Raw genomic sequence first — 26,166 nt, 5'->3', positions numbered from 1 at the left:
GGGCCAGCTTAGTGCATGGCCTCCAGCAACTGCTGACGGTTCTTGTCCGCCACCTCGAAGCTCACCGGCGGCGGGCCGAACGCGGCCGCGATGCCGTCGAGGACCGACTTGCCCATCGCCTTGCCGCCGACCCAGCCGATGCCCGCGCCGATGCCGAAGGGAGCGAGGCGACCGAGCGCGAGGCTGCCGCCCTTAGCCGCCGTCTGCTTCGCGGCGCGCTTGCGTAGCGCCTTGTTCACGGACTTCACGGTGGACACGGGCATGCGCGTCATCGCCTGCTTCGCCCAGTGGATCGTCGACAGGCCGAGCGAGGCCTGCACCGCCGAGGCGCCTTCTTCGCCGAGCAGCGCCGTCAGCAGCAGCGTGCGGCGGCGGTCCTTGTCCTCTGTCGGAATGCCATAGACCTCGGCCACGGCCATGACGTGGAAGGCGGTCGCGGCGACGAATGCCGCCATCTGGGCACCCGTCAGACCCACCGCGGCGGCGGTCCCGACGGCCGGTACTGCGGCCGCGACACCGACACCGGCGCCGGAGGTCTTTACGAACCGCAAAAACTTTTTGTCCAGCATCGCGATGATCTGCTCGGGCGTGGCGCGCGGGCGCCTGCGGCGAAGTTTCGCCACCTGGGCGCTGACGCGGGCTGACGGGATCGTCACGGCCTTATCGAGGGCCTTGTCGAATCCCTGCACAGAAAATAGTGAGGCCATGAAGCTCACTCCTTAAAAATTTCGTCACGAAAAGTGACAGTCATCGCGGGGGACTCTTCTAATGTGTGCCCAACCGTGCAGGTTCGCGAGATGGCAGCGTGCACTCGGCTCGGATCCGGCACGTCCTTATCGCCGGTCTCGGGGTCGGCGACGACATCGAAAGCCGCATACGCGTCGCGTTCCTTATCGAAGATCGCCCGCACCCACCATACGGAATTGTGGTCTTCGCCGAGGGCGTGTTCCATCCGCGCATCCGCGCTCATCGCATTGCATCCGGCGAGCGCGATCTGAAGCAGTTCGCCAGGAGTGATCGCGCCGGGGACGTCCGCGGGGCCGACAGTGATCTGCTGTCCGCGGGGCGCGGTCGCGACGAATGTGCGGGTGCCGAGCCGCCGCAGGAGGATTGGCGGGCGGGCCGACTGGCCCTCGTCGGGCTCGGTGGGAAAGGACGGAGGCGTGGGCTGCGTACTCATGCCGTAATCGTCGCATGCCACAGCGCCTGACGCGCATGTGGTAGAAGCAATCGGTTGATAGATTAGGTCAGAAGGTCTAGCCCAGTACTGATGCTGCGCTCGATCCGCCTAAACCGTTGGGACGATGGAGGAAAATCGATGACCCAAGTACCCGCTGACGTTCTCGCTTTGGTCGATGACGCAGTCGATCTTGCACACCGGTGGATTGACGAAACCGAGGCCGGTCAAACAGATGAGGAGCGGGCTACTACGGGCCAGCTAGCGGCGCTCGTTGCCGATCCAGCCGGACTGGACCTTGCGATGCGTTTCGTGGACCGCGTGGCTCGTCCGGAAGACAGTGGCGTTGCGGCCAAGGAACTCTCACGACTGACCGCCTCGGACGCGTCGTCGTTCCTTGGTGGCATTGACCGCGTGCTGCTGGGTCTGGGCGCTAAGGCCGCGCGCCTCGCGCCGGGTGTCGTCGTGCCGCTCGCGCGCAAGCGCCTGCGCCAGATCGTCGGGCACCTCGTTGTCGACGCCCGTGATCCGCAGCTCGCCGAGCACCTGGAAAAGTCCCGCAAGGATGGCTTCCGCCTGAACATCAACCTGCTCGGTGAGGCCGTCCTCGGTGAGCAGGAAGCCGCCTCCCGCATGCAGCGCACGACCGACCTGATCAAGCGCGATGACGTCGACTATGTGTCTATCAAGGTCTCCTCGCTCGTCTCCCAGATCTCGACCTGGGACACCGAGGGCACGACGGAGCGCGTGCTCGAGCGCCTGCGCCCGCTGTACCGCGCGGCCGTCTCCACGAGCCCGCACACGTTCGTCAACCTCGACATGGAGGAATACCGCGACCTCGACCTCACGATCGAGGTCTTCACGCGCATCCTTGACGAGGAAGAATTCCACGACCTGCAGGCTGGCATCGTGCTCCAGGCATACCTGCCGGACTCGGTCGCCGCGATGGACAAGCTCATCGACTTCGCACACAAGCGCCACGAGCAGGGCCGCGCGCCGATCAAGATCCGTATCGTCAAGGGCGCGAACCTCTCGATGGAGCGCGTCGAGGCCGAGATCCACGGCTGGAAGCAGGCGCCGTTTACCGACAAGGACGGCGTCGACGCCAACTACCTGCGCCTCGTCGAGCGCATCTTGCGCGAGGAGAACCTCGGCTCGATCCGCGTCGGCGTCGCCTCGCACAACCTCTACACCGTGGCGCTCGCCCACCTGCTCGCGACCGAGCGCGGCGTGAGCGACATGCTCGACATCGAGATGCTGCAGGGCATGAGCCCCTCGCAGGCGCGCGCCGTGCGCGACCGCGTGGGTTCGGTGCTCCTGTACACGCCCGTCGTCGCCCCCGAGGACTTCGACGTGGCCGTCTCATACCTCGTGCGTCGCCTGGAAGAAAACGCCCAGACGCAAAACTTCTTGCGTGCGATGTTCGCCGAAGAAGGCGATGAGTCCGGTGCGGGTCTGGACGACCAGGAAGTGCGCTTCCGTCGCTCCGTGACCGACATGTTCTCCCACGAGGCCTCGGCCCGCCGCTCCACCGAGCGCGCGCCGATCACCGACTCGTTCGAAAACACCGCCGACTCCGACCCGGCGCTGCCCGCGACCCGGGCCTGGGCTCGCGAATCGCTCGACGCCAAGCCGAAGGAACTGTGGAGCCCGGTCCTCGGGTCCACCTCCGAGGTCGATGACGTCGTCGCCAAGGTGAAGTCCGCGGTGGGCAACTGGCGGGCGAAGAGCCCCGAAGAGCGCGCCACCATCCTGCGGGCCGTTGCTCAGCAGCTGGAGGACCGCCGCGGCCAGTTCATCACCGTCATGGCCGCCGAGGGCGGCAAGACCGTCGAGCAGGGCGATCCCGAGGTCTCCGAGGCGATCGACTTCGCCCGCTACTACGCGGACCGCGTCGCCGAGCTCGAGCCAGGCTCCGGCTCGCTTGCGACCGACGGCGCCAGCTTCGAGCCGGTCGATGTCACGCTTGTGACCCCGCCGTGGAACTTCCCGGTCGCTATCCCCTGTGGTGGCGTCATCGCGGCGCTCGCGGCCGGTTCCGGCGTCATCATCAAGCCCGCCTCCGCGGTGCCCGGCTGTACCGAACTCATCGTGGAAGCCTGCCACGCGGCCGGCGTTCCCGGCGAGCTCCTGCAGGCCGTGCGCAGCAAGGAAAACGAGGTCGGCAAGCACCTGATCTCGCACCCGGACATCGACCAGGTCATCCTGACCGGCGCCTCCGAGACCGCGGAGATGTTCGCGGGCTGGCGCGCCGATCACGACGGCGGTGCGCGCGTCTACGCCGAGACCTCCGGCAAGAACTCGCTCATCATCACCCCGGCCGCGGACTACGACCTCGCGGTCGCGGACCTCGTGAAGTCGGCCTTCGGCCACGCCGGCCAAAAGTGCTCGGCCGCGTCGCTCGCGATCCTCGTCGGGTCTGCGGGCACCTCCGAGCGCCTCATGAACCAGCTCGTTGACGCCGCCTCGTCGGTGCGCGTGGGCTACCCCGATGATCTGTCCACGACGATGGGCCCGGTCATCGAGGAGCCGGAAGGTAAGCTGCTGCGCGCCCTCACGACGCTCGAGCCGGGGGAGACCTGGCTCGTCGAGCCGCGCAAGCTCGATGAGACCGGCAAGCTCTGGTCGCCCGGCGTGCGCGACAACGTCCAGCCCGGATCCTTCTTCCACCTCACCGAGTGCTTCGGCCCGGTCCTTGGCATCATGCGTGCGAAGACCCTCGCGGAAGCGATCGAGATCCAAAACGCGGTGGCCTACGGTCTGACCGGCGGCATCCATTCGCTGGATGAGGAAGAGATCAACACCTGGCTCGACAACGTCGAGATCGGTAACGCGTACGTCAACCGGCACATCACCGGCGCGATCGTCCAGCGCCAGGCCTTCGGCGGCTGGAAGCTGTCCGCCTTCGGCCCGGGCGCCAAGGCCGGTGGCCCGAACTACGTCGCGCAGCTGGGCCGCTGGGTCCCGAATGGCGAGCCCGAGCACGGCATCGAGCTGTCCGACACCGTCGCCGCTGCGCACGCCGATTACACGGGACTCGTCACCGATCAGGCCGACCGTGCCTGGCTGCGTGCGGCGCTGGCCTCCGACGCGGCCGCCTGGGCCGCCGAACTCGGCCAGGAAGAAGACGTGTCCGGCCTGAACGCCGAAGACAACATCTTCCGCTACCGTCCGGCGGACGTGACGATCCGCGCCGGCAAGGGCGCGAGCGCGGCCGAGCTGGTTCGCCTGCTCGCCGCTGCGGAGCTCGCCGGTTCCACCGTGCGCGTCTCGCTCAACCCCGAGCTGTCCAAGCAGCTCAAGGGCATGCACCCGGCCGGACCGGCCGCTGTCGCGGGCCTGCAGCGCCTCGCGAAGGTCGTCGACGTCGGCGAGCGCACCGACCAGTTCATCGCGCGCGCCCGCTCCGGCCAGATCACCGGTCGCATCCGCGTCATCGGGGAGGAAGGCGCCGAGATCGATGCCGCCCTCGCCTCGACGTCGGCCGTGACCGTGCTGACCGGCCCGGTCCTTGCGACCGGTCGTCGCGAGATGCTCACGTTCCTGCGTGAGCAGGCGATCTCGCGGACCCGTCACCGCTTCGGCCACTTGCCGGCCGGTGAGGAAGTCCCGGTCCGCTAAGCGGCCACATCGCACGTCGGCCCGCGTCGCTCCTGAAGAGCTGACGCGGGCCGACGTGTTTTTACGTGCGGGTTACTCGGCGGTCAAAAATTCGACCGCGATCGCCTTTTCAGCCTCGACGACGTCATCGACGGCGCCGACGGCCGCTCGCTCGATCGGACCCGAAAACAGCGGTACCGAGGCCTTAACCTCGCCGTCGATCGTGCGCGTGCAGGAGCCATCGCTCACCGGCAACAACTCCATCCGGCCGCGTACCCGTACCGGTGCGCCCGCAATATCGAGGTTCAGTGTTCCCGACCGGCGGACGTCCTCGCGCGGCGCCTGCCACGCCTCCACGATGGTGACATCGAGCGTGTCGCCGACGAATCGGCGCGCCGCCTGCGGCAGGAGGTTCGCGGGGATCTCGGCCCGGATCGTCACGGTCAGGTCCGATTCGCCCTGGATCGTCACGTCGGCTTTCGTCGCGCCGGCGCGGCGGGCCTTGGCCTGCTGGAACGATTCATCCCGCCACAGCTCGCTCACGCGATTCGTCGTGGCAGGGTATGCGACGGAGGTCGAGAAATGCATCAAAGCTCCTAACCGAGGACATGTTCCTTCAAGGCTACCGCGAGGAGGCAAGACAGCGACGATGGCGGCGCTAGGCTTGGAGTGTGTCGAATCTAAACGATCTCATCCGTCGCCTCGGCGGCTTCGATCCGAAACAGGTGGAATGGCTCCATCTCCTTGTGGGTGACTGGCAGATCATCTCCGACCTCGCCTTCGCAGATCTCGTCTTGTGGGTCCCCGACGGCGAAGGGTTTACCGCGGTCGCGCACTGCCGCCCGTCGACGGGTTCGACCGTCCACCACGATGATGTCGTCGGCCGACACGTTCCCGAAGGACGCCGCTCCCTGCTCGAAGAAACGATGGCCGCGGGCACAATCCGTCGCTCCGAAGAACCCCGGTGGACCGGGTCCTATGCGGTGCGCGAAGACCTCGTCCCGGTGCTCTTCGAGGGCAAAGCGATCGCCGTCGTCTCCCGGGAGGCAAACCTCGGTACGGCCCGCAGTCAGTCGCGGCTCGAGCGCAACTACCAAAGCGCGGCCGACGACCTGTGCGCGATGATGACGCGCGGCGAATTCCCCTCGTCTTCGGTCCCCGGTTTCCGGCGCGGCATGCCGCGTGTTGGCGATGGCATGGTCCGGCTCGACGCCGATGGCGCCGTACAGTACGCCTCCCCGAATGCCCTGAGCTGCTTCCACCGCCTAGGGGTCCAGGGCAATATGAACGGCCGCAACCTCGCGGAAGCCGTCTCCGACATCATCGAGGCGCACTCCCTGGTCGATGAGACCCTGCCCGTCGTGCTCATGGGCCGGGCCGCTTGGCTCACGGAGGTCGAAAGTTATGGGGTGTCGCTGACGCTGCGGGCGCAGCCGATTACCGAACATGGCGAACGCCGCGGAGCGGTCCTCCTCGTGCGCGATGTCTCCGAGGTGCGGCGCCGCGAGCGCGAACTGCTCACGAAGGACGCGACGATCCGCGAGATCCACCATCGCGTCAAGAACAATCTCCAGACCGTGGCGGCCCTGTTGCGCCTGCAGGCGCGTCGCTCGAACTCCGATGAGACCCGTGAAGCACTCGGGGAGGCGATGCGCCGCGTCGCCACGATCGCGACGGTCCACGAGACGCTCTCACAGACGATCGACGAGACCGTCGACTTCGACAATGTCTTCGTACGCGTGCTGCGCCTGGCGGCCGATGTGGCATCCCCGGGGGACCACCCGACCACGAAAGTGCTCGGTTCCTTCGGCTTTGTCGGCGCCGATGTGGCAACGAGTCTGTCGGTCGTATTGATGGAACTCGTATCGAACGCTGTCGAGCACGGCTATGAGGGCTCAGGCGGCGAGATCGAGATCGAGGCGCGTCGCGATGACTGTGACCTTACGGTCTATGTCCGCGATTCGGGCACCGGCGTGAGCAATGCGGGGCCCGGTACGGGGCTTGGCACGCAGATTGTCCGGACCCTTGTGCAAGGTGAGCTGCGCGGGACAATTAACTGGATTCCGCGGCCCTCAGGCGGTACCGAGGTCGTCGTTCACGTCCATTTGTGCAGCCGAAATTCGTCGGACGGGGAATAAAGATTTCCGGCCCGCTTTGTGCGGGCCGGAAATCTTTTATCGGGAAGTAATTCGCGATTTAGCTAGCGCGGCGGGCGCGAGCAGTCCGGCGCTTGAGCGCGCGACGCTCATCCTCGCTCATGCCGCCCCAGACGCCAGAATCCTGGCCGTTTTCGAGGGCCCACTTGAGGCAGGTATCCATGACCTCGCACTGCCGGCAAACAGCCTTGGCTTCCTCAATTTGGGTTAGGGCAGGGCCCGTATTACCAATGGGGAAGAAGAGCTCCGGATCCTCGGTCAAGCACTTAGCCCGGTGACGCCAGTCCATCTCATCTCCTCAAGTGAATTGAGTTGCCTCCAACACATGACGGAGCACAACTCAACGTCATCGTGTGAATGTCTGATGACAAGCTTCGCACTAATGTCCCGGGGGCACAAGAGTCCCGGTCCACTCCACTCGATCAAGGAGTGGTGCAGTTTCTCACACGCCGTTTACTATCCGGACAATTTTTTGTCACCTACGCGTGCCAGGCCGCTGGACAACGTCGTTATGCTAGGGGGATGAGCGTTGCTGACTCTCTTCGGACGATGCCGAACCCGTTGCGGGCATCCGTCGCCATCGGAGCGCTGCACGCTGCGGGCTTCCTCTACATCGGTATTTCGTGGTGGATCGACTCGATGAGCGAACCGAAGTTCGTCGAACTGCTGCGCATCATGGCCACCGCAGCGCTCGTCATGGGGCTCTGCCTGGCGGCCGCGACGTACGGGATCGTACGGAAGAAGAAGTTCGCCCGCGCCCCGTTGCTCGTGCTGTTCTTAGTCGAAGCGTTCTCCTTCCTCTTCACGATCGGAAACAGGTCGTGGTGGCTCAGCGCGCTCGGCCTGCTGTCGGTCGTGGGAATTTGGGGACTGCTGCCCGCTAGCACGCGGGCCTTTTTGGGAGTCGAGGATCGCCCGACGAAATTCGACTAGCCAGCTGGATAATCGTGGCACCGTAGCCATCGATCCAGACGCCCCGTCCGGGGTGATTCATTGCAGGGCACTGCGCGTATACCCAACCGGGAATCGGAAAGCTCATCCCCGCAACGCGCGTCATACGCTGTGGGTTCAGGAGCAGCAGGCTACTGCTCGTCTTGAGCGCCGCGAGCGGACCCGCGGCCGCATAGGTGACCGTCGCCGGATCACTCGCCACAATCAACACGTCATCGCAATCAACCGGGGCCATGAGCCGCTCGTCCATCGCGCTCGCGTTATCGATGACCTGGGCACGCCGCCCCTGCTGGCGGCAGATCGCCGCGAGGGTATGCGCTGCGGTGGTTCGGCCTGATCCCGCAGGTCCGATGATGAGGACCGACGTCGTGATTCGTGGCGCCCAAGGCGCTGCGGCAGGCAGCGACCAGCCGGCGAAACCGGCAGGCGCGTTAGGGGTGCCGGTGGGAAGCGAACGGAATCGTGGCTGGCGAGCGGCACGCAGTGGGACAGGATCTTCGGGGAGCGCCAGCTGGATCGCGCGCCCGGTAGGGATGTGGAAGGCCCGGCCTGCGCCAGGCCCGGGCGACATACGGTTGGGGACCCCGCACACGGAGAGGTTGACGGCATCGAGGCCAGCGAGGACCAATCGTTCCGGGAATGCCGCGGCGAATCGTGCCGTCGCAAGCGAAGTATCGCCGACTGCGATGAAGCGCGCAGCACAGCGCGTGAGCCGCTCGACGTAGTCGTTGCCGGTGCCCGGTCCTAACGCGTCATCGAGCGCTGCCCGCCAGTGATGCAGATCGTCGATGACGATCAAGAGTCGTGACGGTTCGCTTTGTGCCGCCTCGACGAGAATACGTGACAGGTGGATATCGTGCAGGGCGACGGTATCGATCCCCGGCCACGCAATGTCTTGGGAGGTCACGAACACGACGTGCTCGCCGGCTGCGGACAACTGGTGGGCGGCGAGCCTGGCCGTCGTACTGCGGCCACTTTCTGCACCTCCGATCACCATGAGGTGCCGCGAGGTTGGCGTGAACGATGTGTGGCGAAGGAGTTCCGGCTCGTCGGCGCGCCCCCACGCGCCATCACACTGCTCGAGTGTCACGCGTGCCGGGAGCGTCGGTGCCCACGGCACGCTGACGTGCCCGCCCCCCCGGATCGCCCACTGGGCAGAAAGGTCGCTGACGAGCGCCTCGACCTCGGTCAAGGGACCAGCCCAGGCACACTGCAGGGTGCGGGTGGCGTGTCCTGCGGCGATGAGCCGGCCGGGGATGGCGGGAAGCTCGGCTGCGGCGGGGGAGTCGAGGACGTCTGAAGAGTCGGCGGGCGTGGTCACGCGCAGGCACAGCCGCAGCGGCATATTGGCGCGCATGGCGGGAGTGACCGCGCCTGCCGGGCGTTGGGTTGCCGCGATGAGGTGCACTCCAAGCGATCGCCCCTGCGTCGCGAGCCGGACGAATTGGTCGAGGACATCGGGGGCATCGGAGGCGAGCGCTTGGAATTCGTCGATGACAACAAGGATCCGAGGCAGGTCGGGTTTATCGGCGTCGTCGAGTACGGAGTACTCCGACAGGGATCGCACGCCGTAGCGCACGAAGATTTCCTCGCGCCGCTTCAGCTGAGCGGTAAGGGACGTGAGCGCCCGTATGGTGTCGGACATGTCGAGGTCGGTCAGGACGCCGATCGTATGGGGCAGGCGGGCAAGGGGGCCGAAGGCTGCGCCGCCTTTGAAGTCGACGAGCAGGAACGTGAGGGTGGCAGGTGAGAACGTCGCCGCGAGGGCGAGCAACCACGTCGTCAGGAGCTCGGACTTTCCTGATCCCGTGGTGCCCGCGACGAGGGCGTGGGGTCCTTCTGCCGCAAGGTCGAGGATGGCGGTGCCGTCCTCATCGCTTCCGATGGGAATGGCGAGCGTGCTGCCCAGGGTTGTCGCATCCCATCGCCGACGGACAGCGGGAGTGGTGAGCTCGAGGATGTCGCCCAGTGCGGTCCGCGTCGGAAGGCTGGCGGCGGCCTCGTCCTGCATCAGGGCGTCGGCGAGGGCCGAAATCCAGCGCTTGGTGCCCTGCGGGAGGCGGGCGCGGCGGCGCATCGGAATCGGGACTGCCCACGGCAGGGGGCCGCCGTAGGTGACAACGACCTGTCCGGGGCTCGGCGTGAGGGCCGCATCGTGCGGCAGGAACGTCACGACGATGTCGCTGTCGTCGTCGGCGGTATTGATCCACGGGCTGGCGACGCCGAGGGTTTCTCGGCGATGAGTGGCGGCGAGCCAGCCGGCGAGCCACATCGCGTGGCCTTGCGTGTCCGGTCCAAGGATGCTCCACGCTTCACCGCTTTCCCACAGGACATCAGAAGTCAGGCAGCGCGGCACCACGCGCTCATCGGAGCCGCGTTCGCCGAGCAGAACATGGATGAGCACATCTTCGGGGGCGACGGGCAGGAGCCGGCCGCGGCGGGTAGAGCGGCGCGACTGGCGCAACGACAGCCAGCCCGCGAGCGCCATGAAGCCCGGCAGGGCGACCATCGCCCACCGCCACGCCGGGCCCGACAGGGCCATCGGGATCATCGCTAGGCAGATGAGGGCGGGCGCGCCGACACGCATCATCACCTGCGCGTCAAAGGCGGACGTAAAGCGGCCTGGCCGCAGGTGTTGGATCGTCATGGTGGTGTCGCCGAACCGCAGGCGCACCCGCTTGCGGTCGACGGGGAGCCGGCGCCAGGGGAGGTCGGGATAGGCGAGCCGCACGCCGCGGGCATCGAGCCGGATCGTGGCGTGGATGCGCGAGACGGTCGGGTCGCGCAGTTCGATCGTGCCTGCCCGGCCAATCGTGTGGGTCCCGGGGGACAGGACGGTCGCGAACCCGCGATCGGGTCCTGCAACGCACGACAACACAACGGCCATGCACCCACTGTGGCGCGGGCGGCACGCCGGAGGGCGCCGAGCGGCTGCGGCCAGGGGAGCAGAGCGTCAGGGAGAGACGCCTGTGGATTGCGGCGGCAAGCTCACTCGGCGAGGTCTTCGACCTGGAAATCCTTCAGCACCGTGTGGGCGGGCAGGATGCTCGAGATGATTCCGGCGGGCACCGTGAGCGCCACGAGGAGGACGAGGAAGCGCAGGGGCAGCGAGAACTCGACGGGGACATCGGCCTGGTGCAAGATGAACGCCGACCCCGCGGCACCGATGAGGCCGCCGCACGCGATCCCGAGCGTCGTGCCGATGACGGTCATGAGGAAGCCTTCGCTGGCGAGTGCCATCCGCAGCTGACGTTTTGTCATCCCGACGGCGCGCAGCAGCGCGACCTCGCGGCGGCGTTCGATCGCCGAGAGCATCAGCGTATTGGTGACGCCGACAAAGGAGATGAACACGGCGATCGCGAGCAGGGCGGCGACCACGGCGACGAGGACCGAGAGGACCTGATCGACGGCGCCGCGGATGACGGCGGAGCCACTGATCCAAAACGGCGAACCAAGCGAGCTCGACGCGAATGCGGTCTGCACGGATTCCACGGCCCGTGCGCTGTCATCGGGATTGACATGGGCGAGTGCGACGAGACCCTTCGCGTCGGGCACGAGCGAATCGAAGGTGGTGCGCGTGAGCATCGTGGGCGTCCCGCTGGGGGCGTGGACGACGCGCAGGGTGACGGCGTCCTTGGGGATCTCGCCGATGCTCATCGGGTCGGTATCGTTGCCGCCCTCGGGCGGTCCTAAGAGTTCGTGATCCGGGGGGAGGTCTCCCGAAGGCAGGCGCCACAGCCGCACTTGGGTGACCTCCTCGGGGATGCCGTACTCCTGGCCGATGACAAGGACATCGTCGCCCATGGATTTCGGGAGCGATTCGATCCTCGTCGTCAGCGTGACGGCGACCGGGTCCACACCGATGACGGAGATCGCGGTGCGGACGTCATCGGTTCCGAAGGCCATCCCGAGGTGGCTCGCTCGACCGATCGCGATCTCGCCGACGCCCGGCAGCCCCTCGAGCCGGCTGCGGAAGAACGATTCGGATAGGCCTTCCTTCGTCCCATCGGTATGGACCTCGAGGTCGAAGGCGAAAAGATTTCCGAAGGCGCTGCTCACCGAGGATCGCACGACCGCCGTGCCGACGGAGGACAGGGCGACGAGGGCAGTCGTAAGGAAGACCGCCATCGTGGCCGCCGTCGTACGGCCGGGCTGCTGCTGCAGCGAGGCCTGCGTCAGCCGGATCGGCACCCGGTAATTGCCGGGCAGGATGGCGGCGATGCCGCGCGCGAGGCTGCGGGTGATGGGCGGCAGGATGCGGGGCGCGAGGACCGCGAGGCCCGCGATGAGCGCGGCGATGAAGACGCAGACGAAACCGAGCGTGAGCGGTAGGACCGGGAACGCGGGGATCAGCGTGCGCAGCCACGGCTGTAGCAGGAGCGAGACCCCGAGGCCGATCACGCCGCCGAGGAAGAGCCCCAGGCCTATCCGGAAACGGAGCTTGGTCGGCAGTCGCATCGGAGCGGTCTCGGCGCCGCTGAGGACCTCGAGCGGCTCCTGCCGGGTCGCGATATTGGCGGGCCAGAGCGAGGCGATCAGCGAGATCACGATCGAGATCAGGGCGGGCACAACGATGGAGACGGCCGAGATCGGGATGCTCATCGACAGGTCTGCCGTCGTCGGCAGGTTCGCGAGATAGGCGAGCAGCGCGGCGATGAGCCCGTAGCCGAGGAGCACGCCGCTGAGCCCCGCGACCAGGCCCACGACCGCGGCTTCGTACATCACCGCGCCGTGGATCTGCGAACGCTGGGCTCCGACGCAGCGCAGCAGCGCATAGTGGCGCACACGGTGGGCAACGGTGACGTGGAAGGTATTGGCGATGATGAGGCCGGCCACCACCATGGCGAGCGTGGCAAAAACGATGACGATCGCGGGGATGAGCGCAGTGTTGCCCGTCGTGTCGTCGAAGCGAAGCTGGGAGGCTTCGCGCACCGACGTGGCCGCAATGTTCTCCGGATAATTCGCCGTGATCGAGGCGATGAGCCCGGCCGGGTCAGGCGAGGAGATAAGCAGGCGGTCGACCGATTCGGGCAGGGCACCGTAATCATGCCAGGCCGCGATATCGTCCGGCGAGAGCACGAGACAACTGACCTCGGAGACTACGAGCGGGGGCGGATGGACGAAGCCCGTCACCGTGACCGGTACGCGCAGGCTGCAGGTCTCGCCCTCGCACTCGACGGTCCCATCCTTTGCGGTCACGTCATCGGCATTCGCGGCGGGGATCGTCAGGGCGATCGTGATGGAATCACCGAGGCCGACGCCATAGGTTTCCGCTTGGGATTCTGTCAGCGCGACTTCGCCAGCGTTGGCCGGGGCGCGCCCTTCGGCGAGGGAATAGCGGGCGAACTCCTCGGGCTGGGTGGGAACGAACAGCTCGTTGCTTACCGTCCCGTCATGCGCGACCCCGACGACGCCCGTCGTATCACCAACGACGGTGCTCGCGAGCGGCTCGGCCGCGATGTCCTCGATCGTGGCCGAATCGAGGGAACCCGTTATATTGCTGACTACGACGTCGGTATTGCCGTAATCGAGGGCAAACATCCGCATCGCCACGTTGGAAATGACGGTGCCCGACATGAGTGCGACCGAAATGATCGCCGTCGCGATCATGAGCGCGATGCCGCCGGGGACTAGCCGGGGCCATCCCGCGTGGATTTGGGCGCGCGCGAGGGACCACATTAGATGACGGACGAGTTAATGCTGCGAAGGGCTTCCAGCGCGGTGACGACCGCATCATACGTGGGGCGCTCGACCGTGCCGGCGATGGCGCCATCGGTCAGGAGCAAGACGTTGTCCGCATAGGCGGCCGCCATCGGATCGTGCGTGACGAGCACGAGGGTCTGGCCGTATTCGAGGACGGCGGAGCGCAGCAGCGACAGAACTTCCGCGCTTGTGCGGTTATCGAGGTTACCGGTCGGTTCGTCGGCCATGATGACGTCGGGTTCGGTCACGAGCGCGCGGGCGATGGCGGTGCGCTGGCGCTGACCGCCCGACAGTTCGCTCGGCAGGTGTTCGAGGTGGTCGGACAGCCCGAGGGTGTCGGTGATGCGCTCGAGGCCGTCGGCCGGGACCGTCCGTCCCGCAAGGTCGAGCGGGAGTGTGATGTTGGCGCGCACAGTGTACATCGGGACGAGGTTATAGGACTGGAAGACGAAGCCGATCCGGTCTCGGCGCAATTCGGTGCGCTCGGCGTCGCTCATCTCGGCGAGATCGACGCCGCCCACGCGCACCACTCCGGACGTGGGGGCTTCTAGGCCGGCAAGCACATGCAACAGGGTCGATTTACCGGAGCCGGAGGGGCCCATGATGGCCGTGAACCGGCCCGGCGCAATATCGAGACTGACCCCGTTGAGGGCCTTGACCTCGCTGCCGCCACTGCCGTAGACCTTCGTGAGGTTGTGGGCAGATAGCGCGAGGCGCTCTGTTGCGTCGGGTGCAGTTTTAACGGAAGCTCTCACTGCTCGATCCCATCAGGTTGTCGCTGACCGAGTCATCCACCCGTGGGGTGAAAGCGCCTAGGATCCAGGGGCTACCAGCCCCGTTTCGTAGGCGACAATGACGGCCTGCACGCGGTCGCGGGCGCCGAGCTTGGCAAGGACGCGGCCGACGTGGGTCTTGACCGTAGCTTCGGCGACGAAGAGTCGCTGAGCGATCTCCGTGTTAGAAAAGCCGCGCGCCATCTCGACCAGGACCTCGCGTTCGCGATCCGTGAGGGCATCGAGGACCGAGGTATCGGCGCGCTGCTCATCGGGTAGCACGTGGGCGAGGTGTTCGATGAGGCGTTTCGTCGAAGACGGTGCGATGACAGCCTCGCCGGAGTGGACGGTGCGGATCGCCTCGAGCATGTCCTCCGGGGGAGCATCCTTGAGCAGGAATCCCGAGGCGCCCGCGCGGATCGCCTGCAGCACGTATTCGTCGAGGTCGAACGTCGTGAGGATGATGACCTTCGGACCCGTATCGTGGGCCGTGAGTTCGGCGGTGGCCTGCAGCCCGTCCATGTTGGGCATGCGCACGTCCATGAGGACGACGTCGCACGCGTAGGAGCGCAGCGCGCGCAAGGCTTGGACCCCGTCGCCCGCTTCAACGACGACGTGCATATCGGGTTGGGAATTAATGACGAGAGAAAACCCTGCTCGTACGAGTTGCTGATCATCGACGATCGCTACCCGGATCGCGTCACTCATGGTCCTCCTTCAGTTCGCCCGTTGCTAAGGCTACTCCGAGCGCGGGGGTCGGTGGCGCCGCCGCGGGGACGGGCAGTTGCAGATGTACCCGGAAGCCGCCGCCCTGGCGCGGCCCGGCGGACAGGGAGCCGCCGAAAATACCGGCACGTTCCCGCATCCCGACCAGGCCCTGGCCCTTGCCATCGCTCAGGGCTCCTGCGCCACGGCCGTCGTCGTCGACCTTCAGTTCGACCGACGAGTTCAGCCACTGCATCACGACCGTGACGGAGGCTTGCGGGCCGGCATGCTTCAGACAGTTCGTCAGGGCCTCTTGGCAGATCCGGTAGATCGCGTAGCCGGCGCCGGGCGGCAGCGGCCGGGCGACGCCGATGCGCACCAGCGAGATATCGAGGCCAGCTTCGCGCATCTGGGTGATGAGTTCATCGAGGTCGCTGTCGACGGGCTGCGGCAGGCGCGGTGACTCGTCACCGGTTTCCCCGCGCAGCACGCCGAGGATCTTACGCATATCGGACAGGGCATCGCGGCCGACCTGCCCGATGGTCTCGAGCGCGGTGACGGCGGCTTCCGGCTGAGCTTGGGCGGCGTAGCGGCCGCCGTCGGCCTGCGCGATCATGACCGACAGCGAGTGGGCGACGATGTCGTGCATTTCGCGGGCGATGCGGTTGCGCTCGGCCGTCGTGGCGAGCTCGGCTTCTTGGTCCCGCTCTTCTTGGAGCGCGCGGTTGTGTTCGGCGAGGGCAATGATCTCGCGCTGGTGCAGCCGGCGCGTGAGCGCGATCGACCACGTCATCGTCACGGCACCCGCGCCGCCGAGGAACGCATACAGGCCGTTGATCGGGCGCGGGCGGTCGCCAAAGGACAGCGTCCCCGACCACACGGCGATGATGATCGCGCCGAGGTAGGCACCCGTGATCCCGAGGATCTGGGCGAATTTCGAACCGTAGAGCACGACCGAGTAGAGGGCCGATAAGACGAGGAGGTCGGCCGGCAGCAGGTGGATGCCGGCGGCGAAGTGGGTGAGTGCGCTAACATAGATGACCGCCGCCGACGTCGCCGGCAGGGTACGTCGGAAGGCCGTCGCGAGCGGCATGAGGAGGCAGACCAGGTGCAGGATCGGCCCCGAGGAATTGCGCATCGTGGAGTTCAGCGCCGTTTCGAAAGCGCCGCTGGCTCCGCCGACCATGACCGGTAGCGACAGGGTCACGAACGCGCCGAAGGCGAGCAGGATGTCGGTTCGGCCGGGCAGGAGCGAGGCGTGTTTTTGGGTCATAGCAGGATGGCGGGTTCGATGAGGTGCGGAGCGTTATTGCGTACCGCGTTGACCTCCGTGGACACGATGTGATGCGTGAGTGCGGGCGGATCGTGGGCCAGCATGGCGAGGGCTTCGTCGCTCTCTTTCAGGGACGGATCGAGCCAGGCGTCGATGACGTCATCGGACAGGACGACGGGTTCGCGCTCGTGCAACTCGCGCAGCGTTGGGCGTGCCTCTTGCGTGAGGATCGTGCAGGTGAGCAGCTCATCGCGCCATAGCGAGTACATGCCTGCGAATGCGAGGGGTGCGCCGTCTTCGCGGTAGATGTAGTGCGGGGTCTTCAGCCGCTTGCCGGGCGCGGGCTTTTGCCATTCGTAATAGCCCTCGGCGGGCACGAGGCAGCGCGAGTAACGGATCGGGCCGCGAAACGAGGGCTTTTCCGCCACGGTTTCGCTGCGCGCATTGATCATGCGCGAGCCGATCGCGGGGTCCTTCGCCCACGTCGGGACGAGCCCCCACTTGGCGAGCTCTAACGTCCGGAGCGGTTCGGGTGAGACCTCGAGCGTGTCGCGCACGATCCGTACCGGCTGCGTCGGGGCAACGTTCCAACTCGGCAGCAGGCTCGCGGCATCGGGAGTCACGAGTTGGACACGAAACACGTTGGCCAGGTCATCGGCATCTCGGAACTGAGCGTAGCGGCCACACATGCTGCCATTATGTCGCACAGTGCGACAATGGGATTCATGAGCACGCCCAGTGACGACCAGGTGGAATCGTTCGACTCCGACACCGAGCTCGCCGCCGCCAAGGCACGGTGGAGTGAACTCGCCGAACGCATCAACGAAGCGCGCGAGGTCTACCACGGCACCGCGCGCGAACTCATGGCCGACGCACAGTATGACGAGCTCTTCCATGAGCTGAAGGGCCTAGAGGAGCGCTTCCCGGAGCTGCGCTCGCCCGATTCCCCGACGGTCCAGGTCGGTGCCCCCGTCGCGAGCGACTTCGAACGCGTCCGCCACCCCGAACGCATGCTCAGCCTCGACGACGTCTTCTCGCTCGAAGAAGTCGAAGCGTGGTACGCCCGGATGGAGCGCGCGCTCGGCAAGCAGCCCGAGGTCGTCTGCGAGGTCAAGATCGACGGGCTCGCCGTCGATCTCATCTACGACGACGGCGTCCTTACGCGTGCTGCGACCCGCGGCGATGGCCGCGAGGGCGAGAACGTCACCGCGAACGTCCGCACCATCGCGGGCCTGCCGCACGAGCTGCCGGCCCCGTTCCCGCGCCGCGTGGAAATCCGCGGCGAGGTCTATTTCCCCTCCGATAAGTTCGCCGAGCTCATCGCCGCGCAGCAGGAGGCGGGCGAGAAGGTCTACGTCAACGCCCGCAACGCGGCCGCCGGGTCACTACGGCAAAAGAACGCCAAGGACACGGCCAAGCGCCCACTCGCGTTCCTCGCTCACGGCCTCGGCGTCTGGGAGGAGAGCAAGGACGCGCCGCTGCCAACAACCCAGTCCGACTTCATCGACACGCTGAAGCGCTGGGAGGTTCCGACCTCCGATGCCGCGCGCCGCGCCACGAACTTCGATGAGATCCGCGAGATGATCGCCTATCACGGCGAGCACCGCCACGACCTCGCCCACGAGATCGACGGCATCGTCATCAAGGTCGACTCGCTCGCCGCGCAGCGCGAGCTTGGCGTGACCTCCCGCACGCCGCGGTGGGCGACGGCCTATAAGTACCCGCCCGAAGAGGTGACGACGCGGCTGCTCGATATCCGCGTCAATGTTGGGCGGACCGGGCGCGTCACGCCCTTTGGCGTCATGGATCCGGTATTCGTCGCGGGCTCGACCGTCTCGCTTGCGACGCTGCACAACCAGGACGAGGTCAAACGCAAGGGCGTGCTCATTGGCGACCTCATCGTGCTGCGCAAGGCCGGCGACGTCATCCCAGAGATCGTCGCGCCCGTGGTCGATGTGCGCGACGGCTCCGAGCGGGAATTCGTCATGCCGAAGGACTGCCCCTCGTGTGGCACGGCGCTGCGGCCCGCCAAGGAGGGCGACGTCGACCTGCGCTGCCCGAACCGTAAGGACTGCCCCGCGCAGGTCACCGGCCGGGTCGAACACGTCGGGACCCGCGGCGCACTCGACATCGAGGGCCTGGGCGAAGAGGCCGCGATCGCGCTCACCCAGCCCGAGGCCCAGCGCGATGAAGTCCTCGCGGCGCTCGCGAGCGGGGACGTGATCGAGGACGAGCACCGCAATCAGCTGCGCATCGACCTGCCCGCCGACGCCGATGAGGCCGCTCGCTTGAAAGCCGCGCAAGAGCTGATGCCTGAGCCCAGCGCGCCCGCCCTTGCCAACGAAGGCGGCCTGTTCGCGCTCACGCAAGACGATCTGCTCGACGTCTTCGTCTGGCGACGCGAACCGCCCTCGCCGCCGATCATCGGGGATCTGCCAGGCTCCGCCGACGAGGTCACGGCCGCGATCGAGGCTGCGGGCGATGCCCCGAACGTGACCGCCGAGAAGATCTGGTGCCGGCGTCCCTACTTTTCCAAATCGCGCTCGACGGTCCAGTGGCGCTCGCGCCAGGGCACCAAGCGCGCTTTCCGCGTCTGCCAGGAGGTGGCGCCGAACGCCGTCGCGACGGAACTGCTCGGCGGGCTCGAGGCCGCGAAGACAAAGGACCTGTGGCGGATCATCGTCTCCCTGTCGATCCGGCACGTCGGCCCGACCGCCGCGCGGGCGCTCGCAAGCCACTTCCGCTCGCTCGATGCGATCCGTGACGCGAGCGTCGACCAGATGGCCGAGGTCGAGGGCGTGGGCGCCATCATCGCCCAATCGGTCGCCGACTGGTTCGAGGTCGACTGGCACCGCGACATCATCGAGGCCTGGCGCGCCGCCGGCGTCCAACTCGTCGAGGAGGCGAGCGCCGACGCGCCCGAGCAGGTGCTCGAGGGCCTCACGATCGTCGTGACCGGCTCGCTGGAGGGCTTCAGCCGCGACGAAGCCAAGGCCGCGATCCTCGACCGGGGCGGCAAGGCCGCCGGCAGCGTGTCGAAGAAAACGGACCTCGTCGTCGTTGGCGAAAATGCGGGCTCCAAGGAGACGAAGGCCCGCGACCTCGGCATCCGCATCATCGACGAAGACGCCTTTGTTGCCCTGCTCGCGCAGGGGATGGACGCGCTGGATTAAAGCAGCGGCCGCAGCGGGTGCAAGAACGCCTCGACGCCGCGCTTCCAACGGGGCCGGGCCTCCCACGCCTCGAGCGTGAGTTCCTTGCAGTTGGTGAGGTCGTTTTCGAACACGTCCTCCATGACTCGCGCCTGGTCGGCGTCGAAGATTTCGAGGTTGATCTCGAAGTTGCCGATCATCGACAGCCGGTCGACGTTCGTCGTGCCGACGGTCGTCCAGCGGCCATCGACGGTCGCGGTCTTCGCGTGCACCATGGCCTCTTGGTACAGGAAGATCCGCACTCCGGCCTCGAGCAGGCGCGCGTAGTAGCCGCGCGATACCCAGTCGGCGACGACGTGGTTCGAGATCGACGGGACGATGATGCGCACATCGACGCCGCGGTCGCGTGCGGCGAGGATCGAGGCGACGATATCGTCGTCGGGCAGGAAGTAGCCCTGCGTGATCCAGACGCGGTCATCGGCGCGGTCGATCGCATCGAGGTAGAGGCCGCGCACCGGGAACAGCATCCGGTTCGGCATGTTCAGGGCCGCGCGGATGCGCGAATCCCAGCTCTTTGCGCCGCGGTCCGGCAGGATCGGGTGGCGCGATTTGCGGTAGGCGTTCCAAAAGTCGACGTAGGCGTTCGTCAGTTCCCACACGGCCGAGCCGCTCAGCCGCACGTGCGTATCGCGCCAGGTGTCGGCATAGAGTTTGCCGATGTTGAACCCGCCGACGAACCCGACCTCCTCATCGACGACGAGGATCTTGCGGTGATCGCGCCCCGCATAGCGCGGGTTCAGCGTGAGCAGGCCGGGCCTAATCAGCGGGAACGGCAGCACGTGCAGGGCCGGGTCGAAGTTTTTGAAGCTCCGGGGCACGACGAGGTTCGCGAACGTGTCATAGATGACGAAGACCTCGACGCCGCGATGCGCGGCCTGCGTGAGCGCCTCTTTGAACTCCCGGCCGATCTCGTCGTCCTTCCAGATATAGGACTCGAACAAGATGAGGTGTTTGGCGCCGCGGATCGCCTCGAGCATGTCGCGGTAAAGCTGGCCGCCCTCGGTATAGGTCGTGATCTCGGTGTGATGGACGACCGAGCGTTGGGGGGAGAGCGTCGGGAAACCGCCGTGCGGCCCTTCGCGAGTTTTGCGGACGGCGTCGACGGCGGTGAGGGCCGCGGCAACGCCCAGCTGCGCGGTGAATGTGACGGCGAGGCCCGTCAAAACGGCGCGCGGAATCGACCGGCCTCTAATTGTCCATCGCTTCATTCCCTTAACACTACCGAGCCAGAGACGTGACCGCCCGCAACGAGGCCGCGAGCGACGCACTACACTTTGAGGCATGTCGACAATTTCTAGCTCAGAAGTCGCCCGCGTGGCCGACCTGGCTCGACTGGCTCTCACCGACGATGAAATCGAGCGCATCGCGCGCGAGCTCGACATCATCGCCGACGCGGTCGCCAAGGTCTCCGAAGTTGCTACCGACGACGTCCCCGCCACCTCCCATCCCATTCCGCTTACGAACGTCATGCGCGATGACGTGATCGGGCAGGTCCTGGACCGCGACGAGGTCCTCGCGCAGGCCCCGGCTAGCGAAGACGGCGGCTTCCTCGTGCCGCAGATTCTGGGGGAGGAATAATGACGGAGATTCACGCCCTGAGCGCCCTCGACCTTGCCGATAAGCTCGCCGCCGGCGAGCTCACCTCCGAGGCGGTCACGACGCATTTCCTCGATCGCATCGACGCGCTCGACACGAACTACAACGCCTTCTTGCATGTCGACCGCGACGGCGCACTGGCGACCGCCCGAGAGATCGACGAGCGCCGCTCGCGCGGCGAGACGTTGCACCGCCTGGCCGGCGTGCCGATCGCGCTGAAGGACAACCTCGTCGTGCGCGGCATGCCGACGACGTGCGCCTCGAAGATGCTCGAAGGCTGGCGCCCGCCGTACGACGCGACCGTCGTGGCGAAGATCAAGGAGGCGGGCCTGCCGATCCTCGGCAAGACCAACCTCGACGAGTTCGCGATGGGATCCTCGACGGAGAACTCCGCATTCGGCCCGACGAAGAACCCCTGGGACACGACACGCATCCCCGGCGGCTCGGGCGGCGGCTCCGCAGCTGCGGTCGCGGCCGGCCTCGCCCCGCTCGCGCTCGGATCCGATACCGGCGGCTCGATCCGCCAGCCCGGCGCCGTCACTGGCACCGTCGGCGTCAAACCCACCTACGGCGCGATTTCACGCTATGGCCTCATCGCCATGGCCTCCTCGCTCGACCAGATCGGTCCCGTGACGCGCACGATCGCCGACGCCGCCGCGCTGCAGGACCTCATCAGCGGCCACGACCCGGCCGACTCGACGTCGCTGCCCGGCCCCGCCGCCGACCTCACCGCTTCGATCGCGGAGGGCCCCGACCTAACCGGTGTGCGCATCGGCGTCGTCAAGCAGCTCGGGGGAGAGGGCTACCAGGCGGGCGTCCTCGAACGCTTCACCGAGACCGTCGAAGCGCTGAAGGCCGCTGGCGCCACGATCAGCGAGGTCGACTGCCCGAACTTCGATTACGCCCTCGCGGCGTACTACCTCATCATGCCGGCCGAGGTCTCCTCGAACCTCGCCCGCTTCGACGGCATGCGCTACGGCCTGCGCGTCGAACCGGCCGAGGGCCCCGTGACCGCCGAACGGGTCATGGCCGCCTCCCGCGGCGCGGGCTTCGGCGACGAGGTCAAGCGCCGCATCATCCTCGGCACCCACGCGCTGTCGGCGGGCGTGTACGACGCCTACTACGGCGCGGCGCTGAAGGTCCGCACGCTCGTCCAGCGCGACCTCGTGGCCGCGTTCGGTGAGGTCGACGTTCTCATCTCGCCGACGGCCCCAACGACGGCCTTCAAGTTCGGCGAGAAGTCCGAAGACCTCATGTCGATGTACCTCAACGATGTCGCGACGATCCCCGCGAACCTCGCCGGCATCCCCGCCCTGAGCGTGCCGTGCGGCCTCGCGAGCGATGACCAGATGCCCGTCGGATTGCAGGTCCTCGCCCCCGCATTTGAAGACGCGCGCATGTACCGCGTCGCCGCCGCCATTGAATCCCTCGTCGACGCCCCGGTATGCCCGGCCCTGAAGGAGAACTGAGCCATGACCACTCTCATGCCCTTCGATGAGGCAACGAGCACGTACGACCCGGTCCTCGGCCTCGAGGTCCACGTCGAGCTCGGCACGGTGACGAAGATGTTCGACGCCGCCCCCAACGCGTTTGGCGGCGACCCGAACACGCACGTCACGCCGACGTCTCTTGGCCTGCCCGGCTCGCTGCCGGTCGTCAACGCCAAGGCGGTGGAGTACGCGATCAAGATTGGCCTCGCGCTGAACTGTACGATCGCCGAGTCCTGCCGGTTCGCGCGCAAAAACTACTTCTACCCGGACCTCGCCAAGGACTTCCAGACCTCCCAGTCCGACGAGCCGATCGCCTACGACGGCTACCTCGACGTCGAGCTCGAGGACGGCGAGGTCTTCCGCGTCGAGATCGAGCGCGCCCACATGGAAGAAGACGCCGGCAAGAACGTCCACGTCGGCGGCGCCGACGGCCGGATCCACGGCGCGGACTACTCGCTCGTCGATTACAACCGCGCGGGCGTCCCGCTCGTAGAGATCGTCTCCCGGCCGCTCGCCGGCGCCGGCAAGCGCGCCCCCGAGGTTGCCGCCGCCTACGTCCAGACGCTGCGCGATATCTTCCGCGCGCTCGGCGTTTCCGAGGCCCGCATGGAGCGCGGCAACGTCCGCGCCGACGTCAACGTCTCGTTGCGCGAAAGGCCGGACGCGCCGTTCGGCACCCGCACCGAGACGAAGAACGTCAACTCCTTCCGTTCGATCGACCGCGCAGTGCGCTACGAGATCAGTCGCCAGGCCGCGATCCTCGCCGCAGGTGAGGCCGTCACCCAGGAGACGCGCCACTTTCACGAAGAGGACGGCTCGACCTCCGCGGGCCGCGCGAAGTCGGACGCCGAGGACTACCGCTACTTCCCGGAGCCGGACCTCGTGCCGGTCGTGCCGGATCGGCAGTGGGTCGAAGAACTGCGCGCGTCCCTGCCCGAGCTCCCGGCCGCGCGCCGGCGTCGCCTGCATGACGAGTGGGGCTTTTCCGACATGGAGATGCGCGACGTCATCAACGCCGACGCGCTCGACGTCATTGAGGCGACCGTCAAGGCTGGAGCCGCCCCGGCGACCGCCCGCAAGTGGTGGATGGGCGAGCTCGCCCGCACCGCGAATGACGAGGGCGTCTCGCTCGATGACCTGTCCGTCACGCCCGAGCACATCGCCGAGCTCCAGCAGCTCGTCGATTCCGGCGCCCTGAACGACAAGCTCGCCCGCCAGGCGCTCGCGGGCGTGCTCGCAGGCGAGGGCAGCCCGTCCGAGGTCGTCGAGGCTCGCGGCCTGAAGGTCGTCTCCGATGATGGCGCCCTCGAGAAGGCCGTCGACGAGGCACTCGCTGCCAACCCCGACATCGTCGAGAAGATTAAGGGCGGCAAGGTCCAGGCCGCTGGCGCCCTTGTCGGCGCGGTCATGAAGGCGACGCGCGGTCAGGCCGACGCCGCCCGCGTCCGCGAGATCATTATGGAAAAGGTCGGGAGCTAGCCCGCCCACGGACTGATCGTCCCAGAAGGAGTCGGGGTTGCCTGTCTTAGGCTTTAAGACATGGCAACCCCGACTCCTGCATATCGCGTCTCGCTCCGTATCGACATGCCGGCCACGACTGCTGGCGCATCCGAACTCGTCGCTACCGCAGCGGGCACCGGGGCGCTCGTCACGGGCCTCGACGTCGCCGCCTCCGAAGGCGGCCGGCTCACCGTCGACCTCATGTGCGACGCGCGCAACTCCGGCCATCGCCGCGAACTAGTCAGGGTCCTCGGTGCCCTCCCGGATGTTCACGTCCGCACCGTCGGCGACGCCACCTTCCTCGCGCACGTCGGCGGCAAGCTCGAGATCCACGCGAAGGCGCCGCTGCGTAACCGCGATGACCTCTCGCGCATTTACACCCCGGGCGTCGCCCGCGTCTGCCAGGCCATCTACGACACCCCGAGCAAAGCTCGCCAGCTGACGATTAAGAAGAACACCGTCGCCGTCGTCACCGATGGCACTGCCGTCCTCGGCATGGGCGACATCGGCCCGCTCGCGGCGCTGCCTGTCATGGAGGGCAAAGCCGTCCTCTTCAAGGAGTTCGGCGGCGTCGACGCCTGGCCCATCGTCCTCGATACGACCGACGCGGACGAGATCATCTCGATCGTCAAGGCGATCGCGCCCGCCTATGCGGGCATCAACCTCGAAGACATCTCCGCCCCGCGCTGTTTCGAGATCGAAGAGCGGCTGCGCGACGAGCTAGACATCCCCGTCTTCCACGACGACCAGCACGGCACCGCCGTCGTCGTCCTCGCGGCCCTCATCAACGCCCTGAAAGTCGTCGGCAAGGACATCGCCGACGTTCGCATCGTCGTCTCCGGCGTCGGCGCCGCGGGCCACGCCATCATCCGCCTCCTCGCCGCCCAAGGAGCAAAGGACATCGTCGGCTACGGCCGGACCGGCGCCCTGCACGCGGGGGACACCGAGGGCATGAACGCACACCGGCGCTGGCTCGCCGAGAACACGAACCCGCGCGGCGTGAGCGGCAGCCTGAAAGAAGGCCTGAAGGATGCCGACGTCTTTATCGGCGTCTCGACCGGCAACATCCTTACGGGCGAGGACATCGCGACCATGGCCGACGACGCCATCGTCTTCGCGCTCGCGAACCCCACCCCAGAGGTCGACCCGACCGAAGCCGCCGAGACCGCGGCCATCGTCGCGACCGGACGCTCGGACTATCCGAATCAGATCAATAACGTCCTCGCCTTCCCCGGCCTACTCGACGCCGAGGTCTCCGAGATCTCCGATGAGGTCCTGCGCGTCGCCGCGGTCGCCATCGCGGAGACCATTACCGATGAGGAACTGTTGCCGGCCTACATCATCCCGGGCGTCTTCGATGAGCGGGTAGCACCGCGCGTATCGGAAGCGGTGCAGGAAGCTGCGGCCGCCAAGCGCGCCGCCGCCGAATAACAACCGTTGGATATGATGTGTTTCACTAAAACGTGAACATTGGGGTTGCAAGCGCGTGTTTTCCGCTAAATCATGGGGCAAACACGCCTGCAACACCCCAGTGGGGGCAACTTGACCCGGGGGTAGCAGGGTCGTAATGTCTTACCTGTTGCCGCGAGGGGCCAAGAGCCCGGAGCGAGTAACGGCCCCGGATCGGGAAGGCGGAAAGCCCATCGAGATGGAGGCCACACGGATCGGACTTGACTGAGATTCAAAAGCTCTGGTAAGTTTGATTCCCGGCCCTGAGAGATCGGGCCAGAAATCTTCACCTCTAGAACGATCGGTTTCACTACCGATGGGACTGGTGTGTGGTGGTTCCTTGATAACTCAACAGTGTGTCATTATTTTGTTTTTGTGATGCCATTTGGCTCGCGCACCTTTGTGGTGTGTGGGTTGTTTTGTTTGGTTGGCTGCCCTGTTTTGGGGTGGCTGGCTGGGATTTTTCCGTGAAGGCCAGTTTATTGGTTTTTTGCGGAGAGTTTGATCCTGGCTCAGGACGAACGCTGGCGGCGTGCTTAACACATGCAAGTCGAACGGGATCCTTATCCGCTTGCGGGTTT

19 protein-coding genes and 1 rRNA gene are annotated in these 26,166 nt (G+C 66.7%); 9 read left to right on the top strand and 11 right to left on the bottom strand.

The genetic code is table 11. The features are described from left to right. Positions 1 to 8: 8 nt before the first annotated feature. Both BSZ39_RS03175 and BSZ39_RS03170 read right to left on the bottom strand, forming a co-directional pair. The gene (locus BSZ39_RS03175) at positions 9 to 707 is read right to left on the bottom strand and encodes a hypothetical protein (protein WP_073715940.1); all 699 of its coding nucleotides are present in this window, start codon (positions 705 to 707) and stop codon (positions 9 to 11) included. A 5-nt stretch (positions 708 to 712) separates the two neighbouring features. Then, entirely contained in the window at positions 713 to 1,180 is a 468-nt protein-coding gene (locus BSZ39_RS03170) for an OsmC family protein (protein WP_083602897.1), read from the bottom strand. Positions 1,181 to 1,318: 138 nt separating this feature from the next. Here BSZ39_RS03170 and BSZ39_RS03165 point away from each other — a divergent pair, with 138 nt between their 5' ends. Then, positions 1,319 to 4,798, top strand: coding sequence for a proline dehydrogenase family protein (locus tag BSZ39_RS03165; RefSeq protein WP_073715939.1), 3,480 nt, complete (start codon positions 1,319 to 1,321; stop codon positions 4,796 to 4,798). Between the two features lie 72 nt (positions 4,799 to 4,870). On the opposite strand, the gene BSZ39_RS03160 is transcribed toward BSZ39_RS03165, so the two are convergent. Continuing rightward, positions 4,871 to 5,365 carry a DUF2505 domain-containing protein gene (locus BSZ39_RS03160; RefSeq protein ID WP_073715938.1) on the bottom strand — a complete coding sequence of 165 codons (495 nt, stop codon included), beginning with the start codon at positions 5,363 to 5,365 and terminating at the stop codon, positions 4,871 to 4,873. A gap of 83 nt (positions 5,366 to 5,448) precedes the next feature. Between BSZ39_RS03160 and BSZ39_RS03155 the strand changes: the two genes are divergently transcribed. Then, complete coding sequence (locus BSZ39_RS03155) at positions 5,449 to 6,915, top strand: sensor histidine kinase (protein WP_073715937.1); 1,467 nt, start codon at positions 5,449 to 5,451, stop codon at positions 6,913 to 6,915. A gap of 58 nt (positions 6,916 to 6,973) precedes the next feature. Here BSZ39_RS03155 and BSZ39_RS03150 read toward each other — a convergent pair whose 3' ends face one another. Continuing rightward, the gene (locus BSZ39_RS03150) at positions 6,974 to 7,222 is read right to left on the bottom strand and encodes a WhiB family transcriptional regulator (RefSeq protein WP_073715936.1); all 249 of its coding nucleotides are present in this window, start codon (positions 7,220 to 7,222) and stop codon (positions 6,974 to 6,976) included. Positions 7,223 to 7,455: 233 nt separating this feature from the next. On the opposite strand from BSZ39_RS03150, the gene BSZ39_RS03145 reads away from it, so the two are divergent. Beyond that, the gene (locus tag BSZ39_RS03145) at positions 7,456 to 7,866 is read left to right on the top strand and encodes a hypothetical protein (RefSeq protein WP_143180345.1); all 411 of its coding nucleotides are present in this window, start codon (positions 7,456 to 7,458) and stop codon (positions 7,864 to 7,866) included. Here BSZ39_RS03145 and BSZ39_RS03140 read toward each other — a convergent pair. The 6 genes from BSZ39_RS03140 to BSZ39_RS03115 all read right to left on the bottom strand — a co-directional run bounded on the left by BSZ39_RS03140 (position 7,814) and on the right by BSZ39_RS03115 (position 17,027). Continuing rightward, on the bottom strand, positions 7,814 to 10,771 hold the full coding sequence (locus tag BSZ39_RS03140; protein ID WP_083602896.1) for an FHA domain-containing protein: 2,958 nt from the start codon (positions 10,769 to 10,771) through the stop codon (positions 7,814 to 7,816). The two genes, BSZ39_RS03145 and BSZ39_RS03140, sit on opposite strands and share 53 nt — an antisense overlap. A gap of 101 nt (positions 10,772 to 10,872) precedes the next feature. Beyond that, complete coding sequence (locus tag BSZ39_RS03135) at positions 10,873 to 13,563, bottom strand: FtsX-like permease family protein (RefSeq protein ID WP_073715933.1); 2,691 nt, start codon at positions 13,561 to 13,563, stop codon at positions 10,873 to 10,875. Further along, a complete protein-coding gene (locus BSZ39_RS03130) occupies positions 13,563 to 14,342 on the bottom strand; it encodes an ABC transporter ATP-binding protein (protein ID WP_073715932.1) in 780 nt (259 codons plus the stop codon). Before BSZ39_RS03130 ends, BSZ39_RS03135 begins: the two co-directional genes overlap by 1 nt. Before the next feature lie 57 nt (positions 14,343 to 14,399). After that, positions 14,400 to 15,068: a response regulator gene (locus BSZ39_RS03125; RefSeq protein WP_073715931.1), complete on the bottom strand. Its 669-nt coding sequence runs from the start codon at positions 15,066 to 15,068 to the stop codon at positions 14,400 to 14,402. Beyond that, entirely contained in the window at positions 15,061 to 16,338 is a 1,278-nt protein-coding gene (locus BSZ39_RS03120; RefSeq protein ID WP_073715930.1) for a sensor histidine kinase, read from the bottom strand. Before BSZ39_RS03120 ends, BSZ39_RS03125 begins: the two co-directional genes overlap by 8 nt. Beyond that, a complete protein-coding gene (locus BSZ39_RS03115) occupies positions 16,335 to 17,027 on the bottom strand; it encodes an SOS response-associated peptidase (RefSeq protein ID WP_073715929.1) in 693 nt (230 codons plus the stop codon). Before BSZ39_RS03115 ends, BSZ39_RS03120 begins: the two co-directional genes overlap by 4 nt. 36 nt (positions 17,028 to 17,063) lie before the next feature. Between BSZ39_RS03115 and ligA the strand changes: the two genes are divergently transcribed. Further along, positions 17,064 to 19,511 (top strand): NAD-dependent DNA ligase LigA, encoded by a 2,448-nt coding sequence (gene ligA, locus BSZ39_RS03110; RefSeq protein ID WP_073715960.1) that lies wholly within the window; start codon positions 17,064 to 17,066, stop codon positions 19,509 to 19,511. On the opposite strand, the gene BSZ39_RS03105 is transcribed toward ligA, so the two are convergent. Then, positions 19,508 to 20,758, bottom strand: coding sequence for a phospholipase D-like domain-containing protein (locus tag BSZ39_RS03105; protein ID WP_083602895.1), 1,251 nt, complete (start codon positions 20,756 to 20,758; stop codon positions 19,508 to 19,510). The two genes, ligA and BSZ39_RS03105, sit on opposite strands and share 4 nt — an antisense overlap. Positions 20,759 to 20,831: 73 nt before the next feature. Between BSZ39_RS03105 and gatC the strand changes: the two genes are divergently transcribed. The 5 genes from gatC to BSZ39_RS03080 all read left to right on the top strand — a co-directional run. Next, a complete protein-coding gene (gene gatC, locus BSZ39_RS03100; RefSeq protein ID WP_073715928.1) occupies positions 20,832 to 21,128 on the top strand; it encodes an Asp-tRNA(Asn)/Glu-tRNA(Gln) amidotransferase subunit GatC in 297 nt (98 codons plus the stop codon). Next, positions 21,128 to 22,615 (top strand): Asp-tRNA(Asn)/Glu-tRNA(Gln) amidotransferase subunit GatA, encoded by a 1,488-nt coding sequence (gene gatA, locus BSZ39_RS03095; protein WP_073715927.1) that lies wholly within the window; start codon positions 21,128 to 21,130, stop codon positions 22,613 to 22,615. The genes gatC and gatA overlap by 1 nt, the downstream gene beginning before the upstream one ends. A gap of 3 nt (positions 22,616 to 22,618) precedes the next feature. After that, positions 22,619 to 24,115: an Asp-tRNA(Asn)/Glu-tRNA(Gln) amidotransferase subunit GatB gene (gene gatB, locus BSZ39_RS03090; RefSeq protein ID WP_073715926.1), complete on the top strand. Its 1,497-nt coding sequence runs from the start codon at positions 22,619 to 22,621 to the stop codon at positions 24,113 to 24,115. A 60-nt stretch (positions 24,116 to 24,175) separates the two neighbouring features. Next, entirely contained in the window at positions 24,176 to 25,567 is a 1,392-nt protein-coding gene (locus BSZ39_RS03085) for an NAD-dependent malic enzyme (protein ID WP_073715925.1), read from the top strand. A gap of 507 nt (positions 25,568 to 26,074) precedes the next feature. Further along, positions 26,075 to 26,166: ribosomal RNA gene (locus BSZ39_RS03080) — 16S ribosomal RNA — on the top strand; the annotation flags it as partial.

This window comes from Bowdeniella nasicola, from assembly GCF_001907295.1.
In the GTDB taxonomy this organism is placed as follows: Bacteria; Actinomycetota; Actinomycetes; order Actinomycetales; family Actinomycetaceae; genus Bowdeniella; species Bowdeniella nasicola.
Note: the sequence above shows the minus strand (reverse complement) of the source record. Positions and strands in the feature narration are given on the sequence as shown.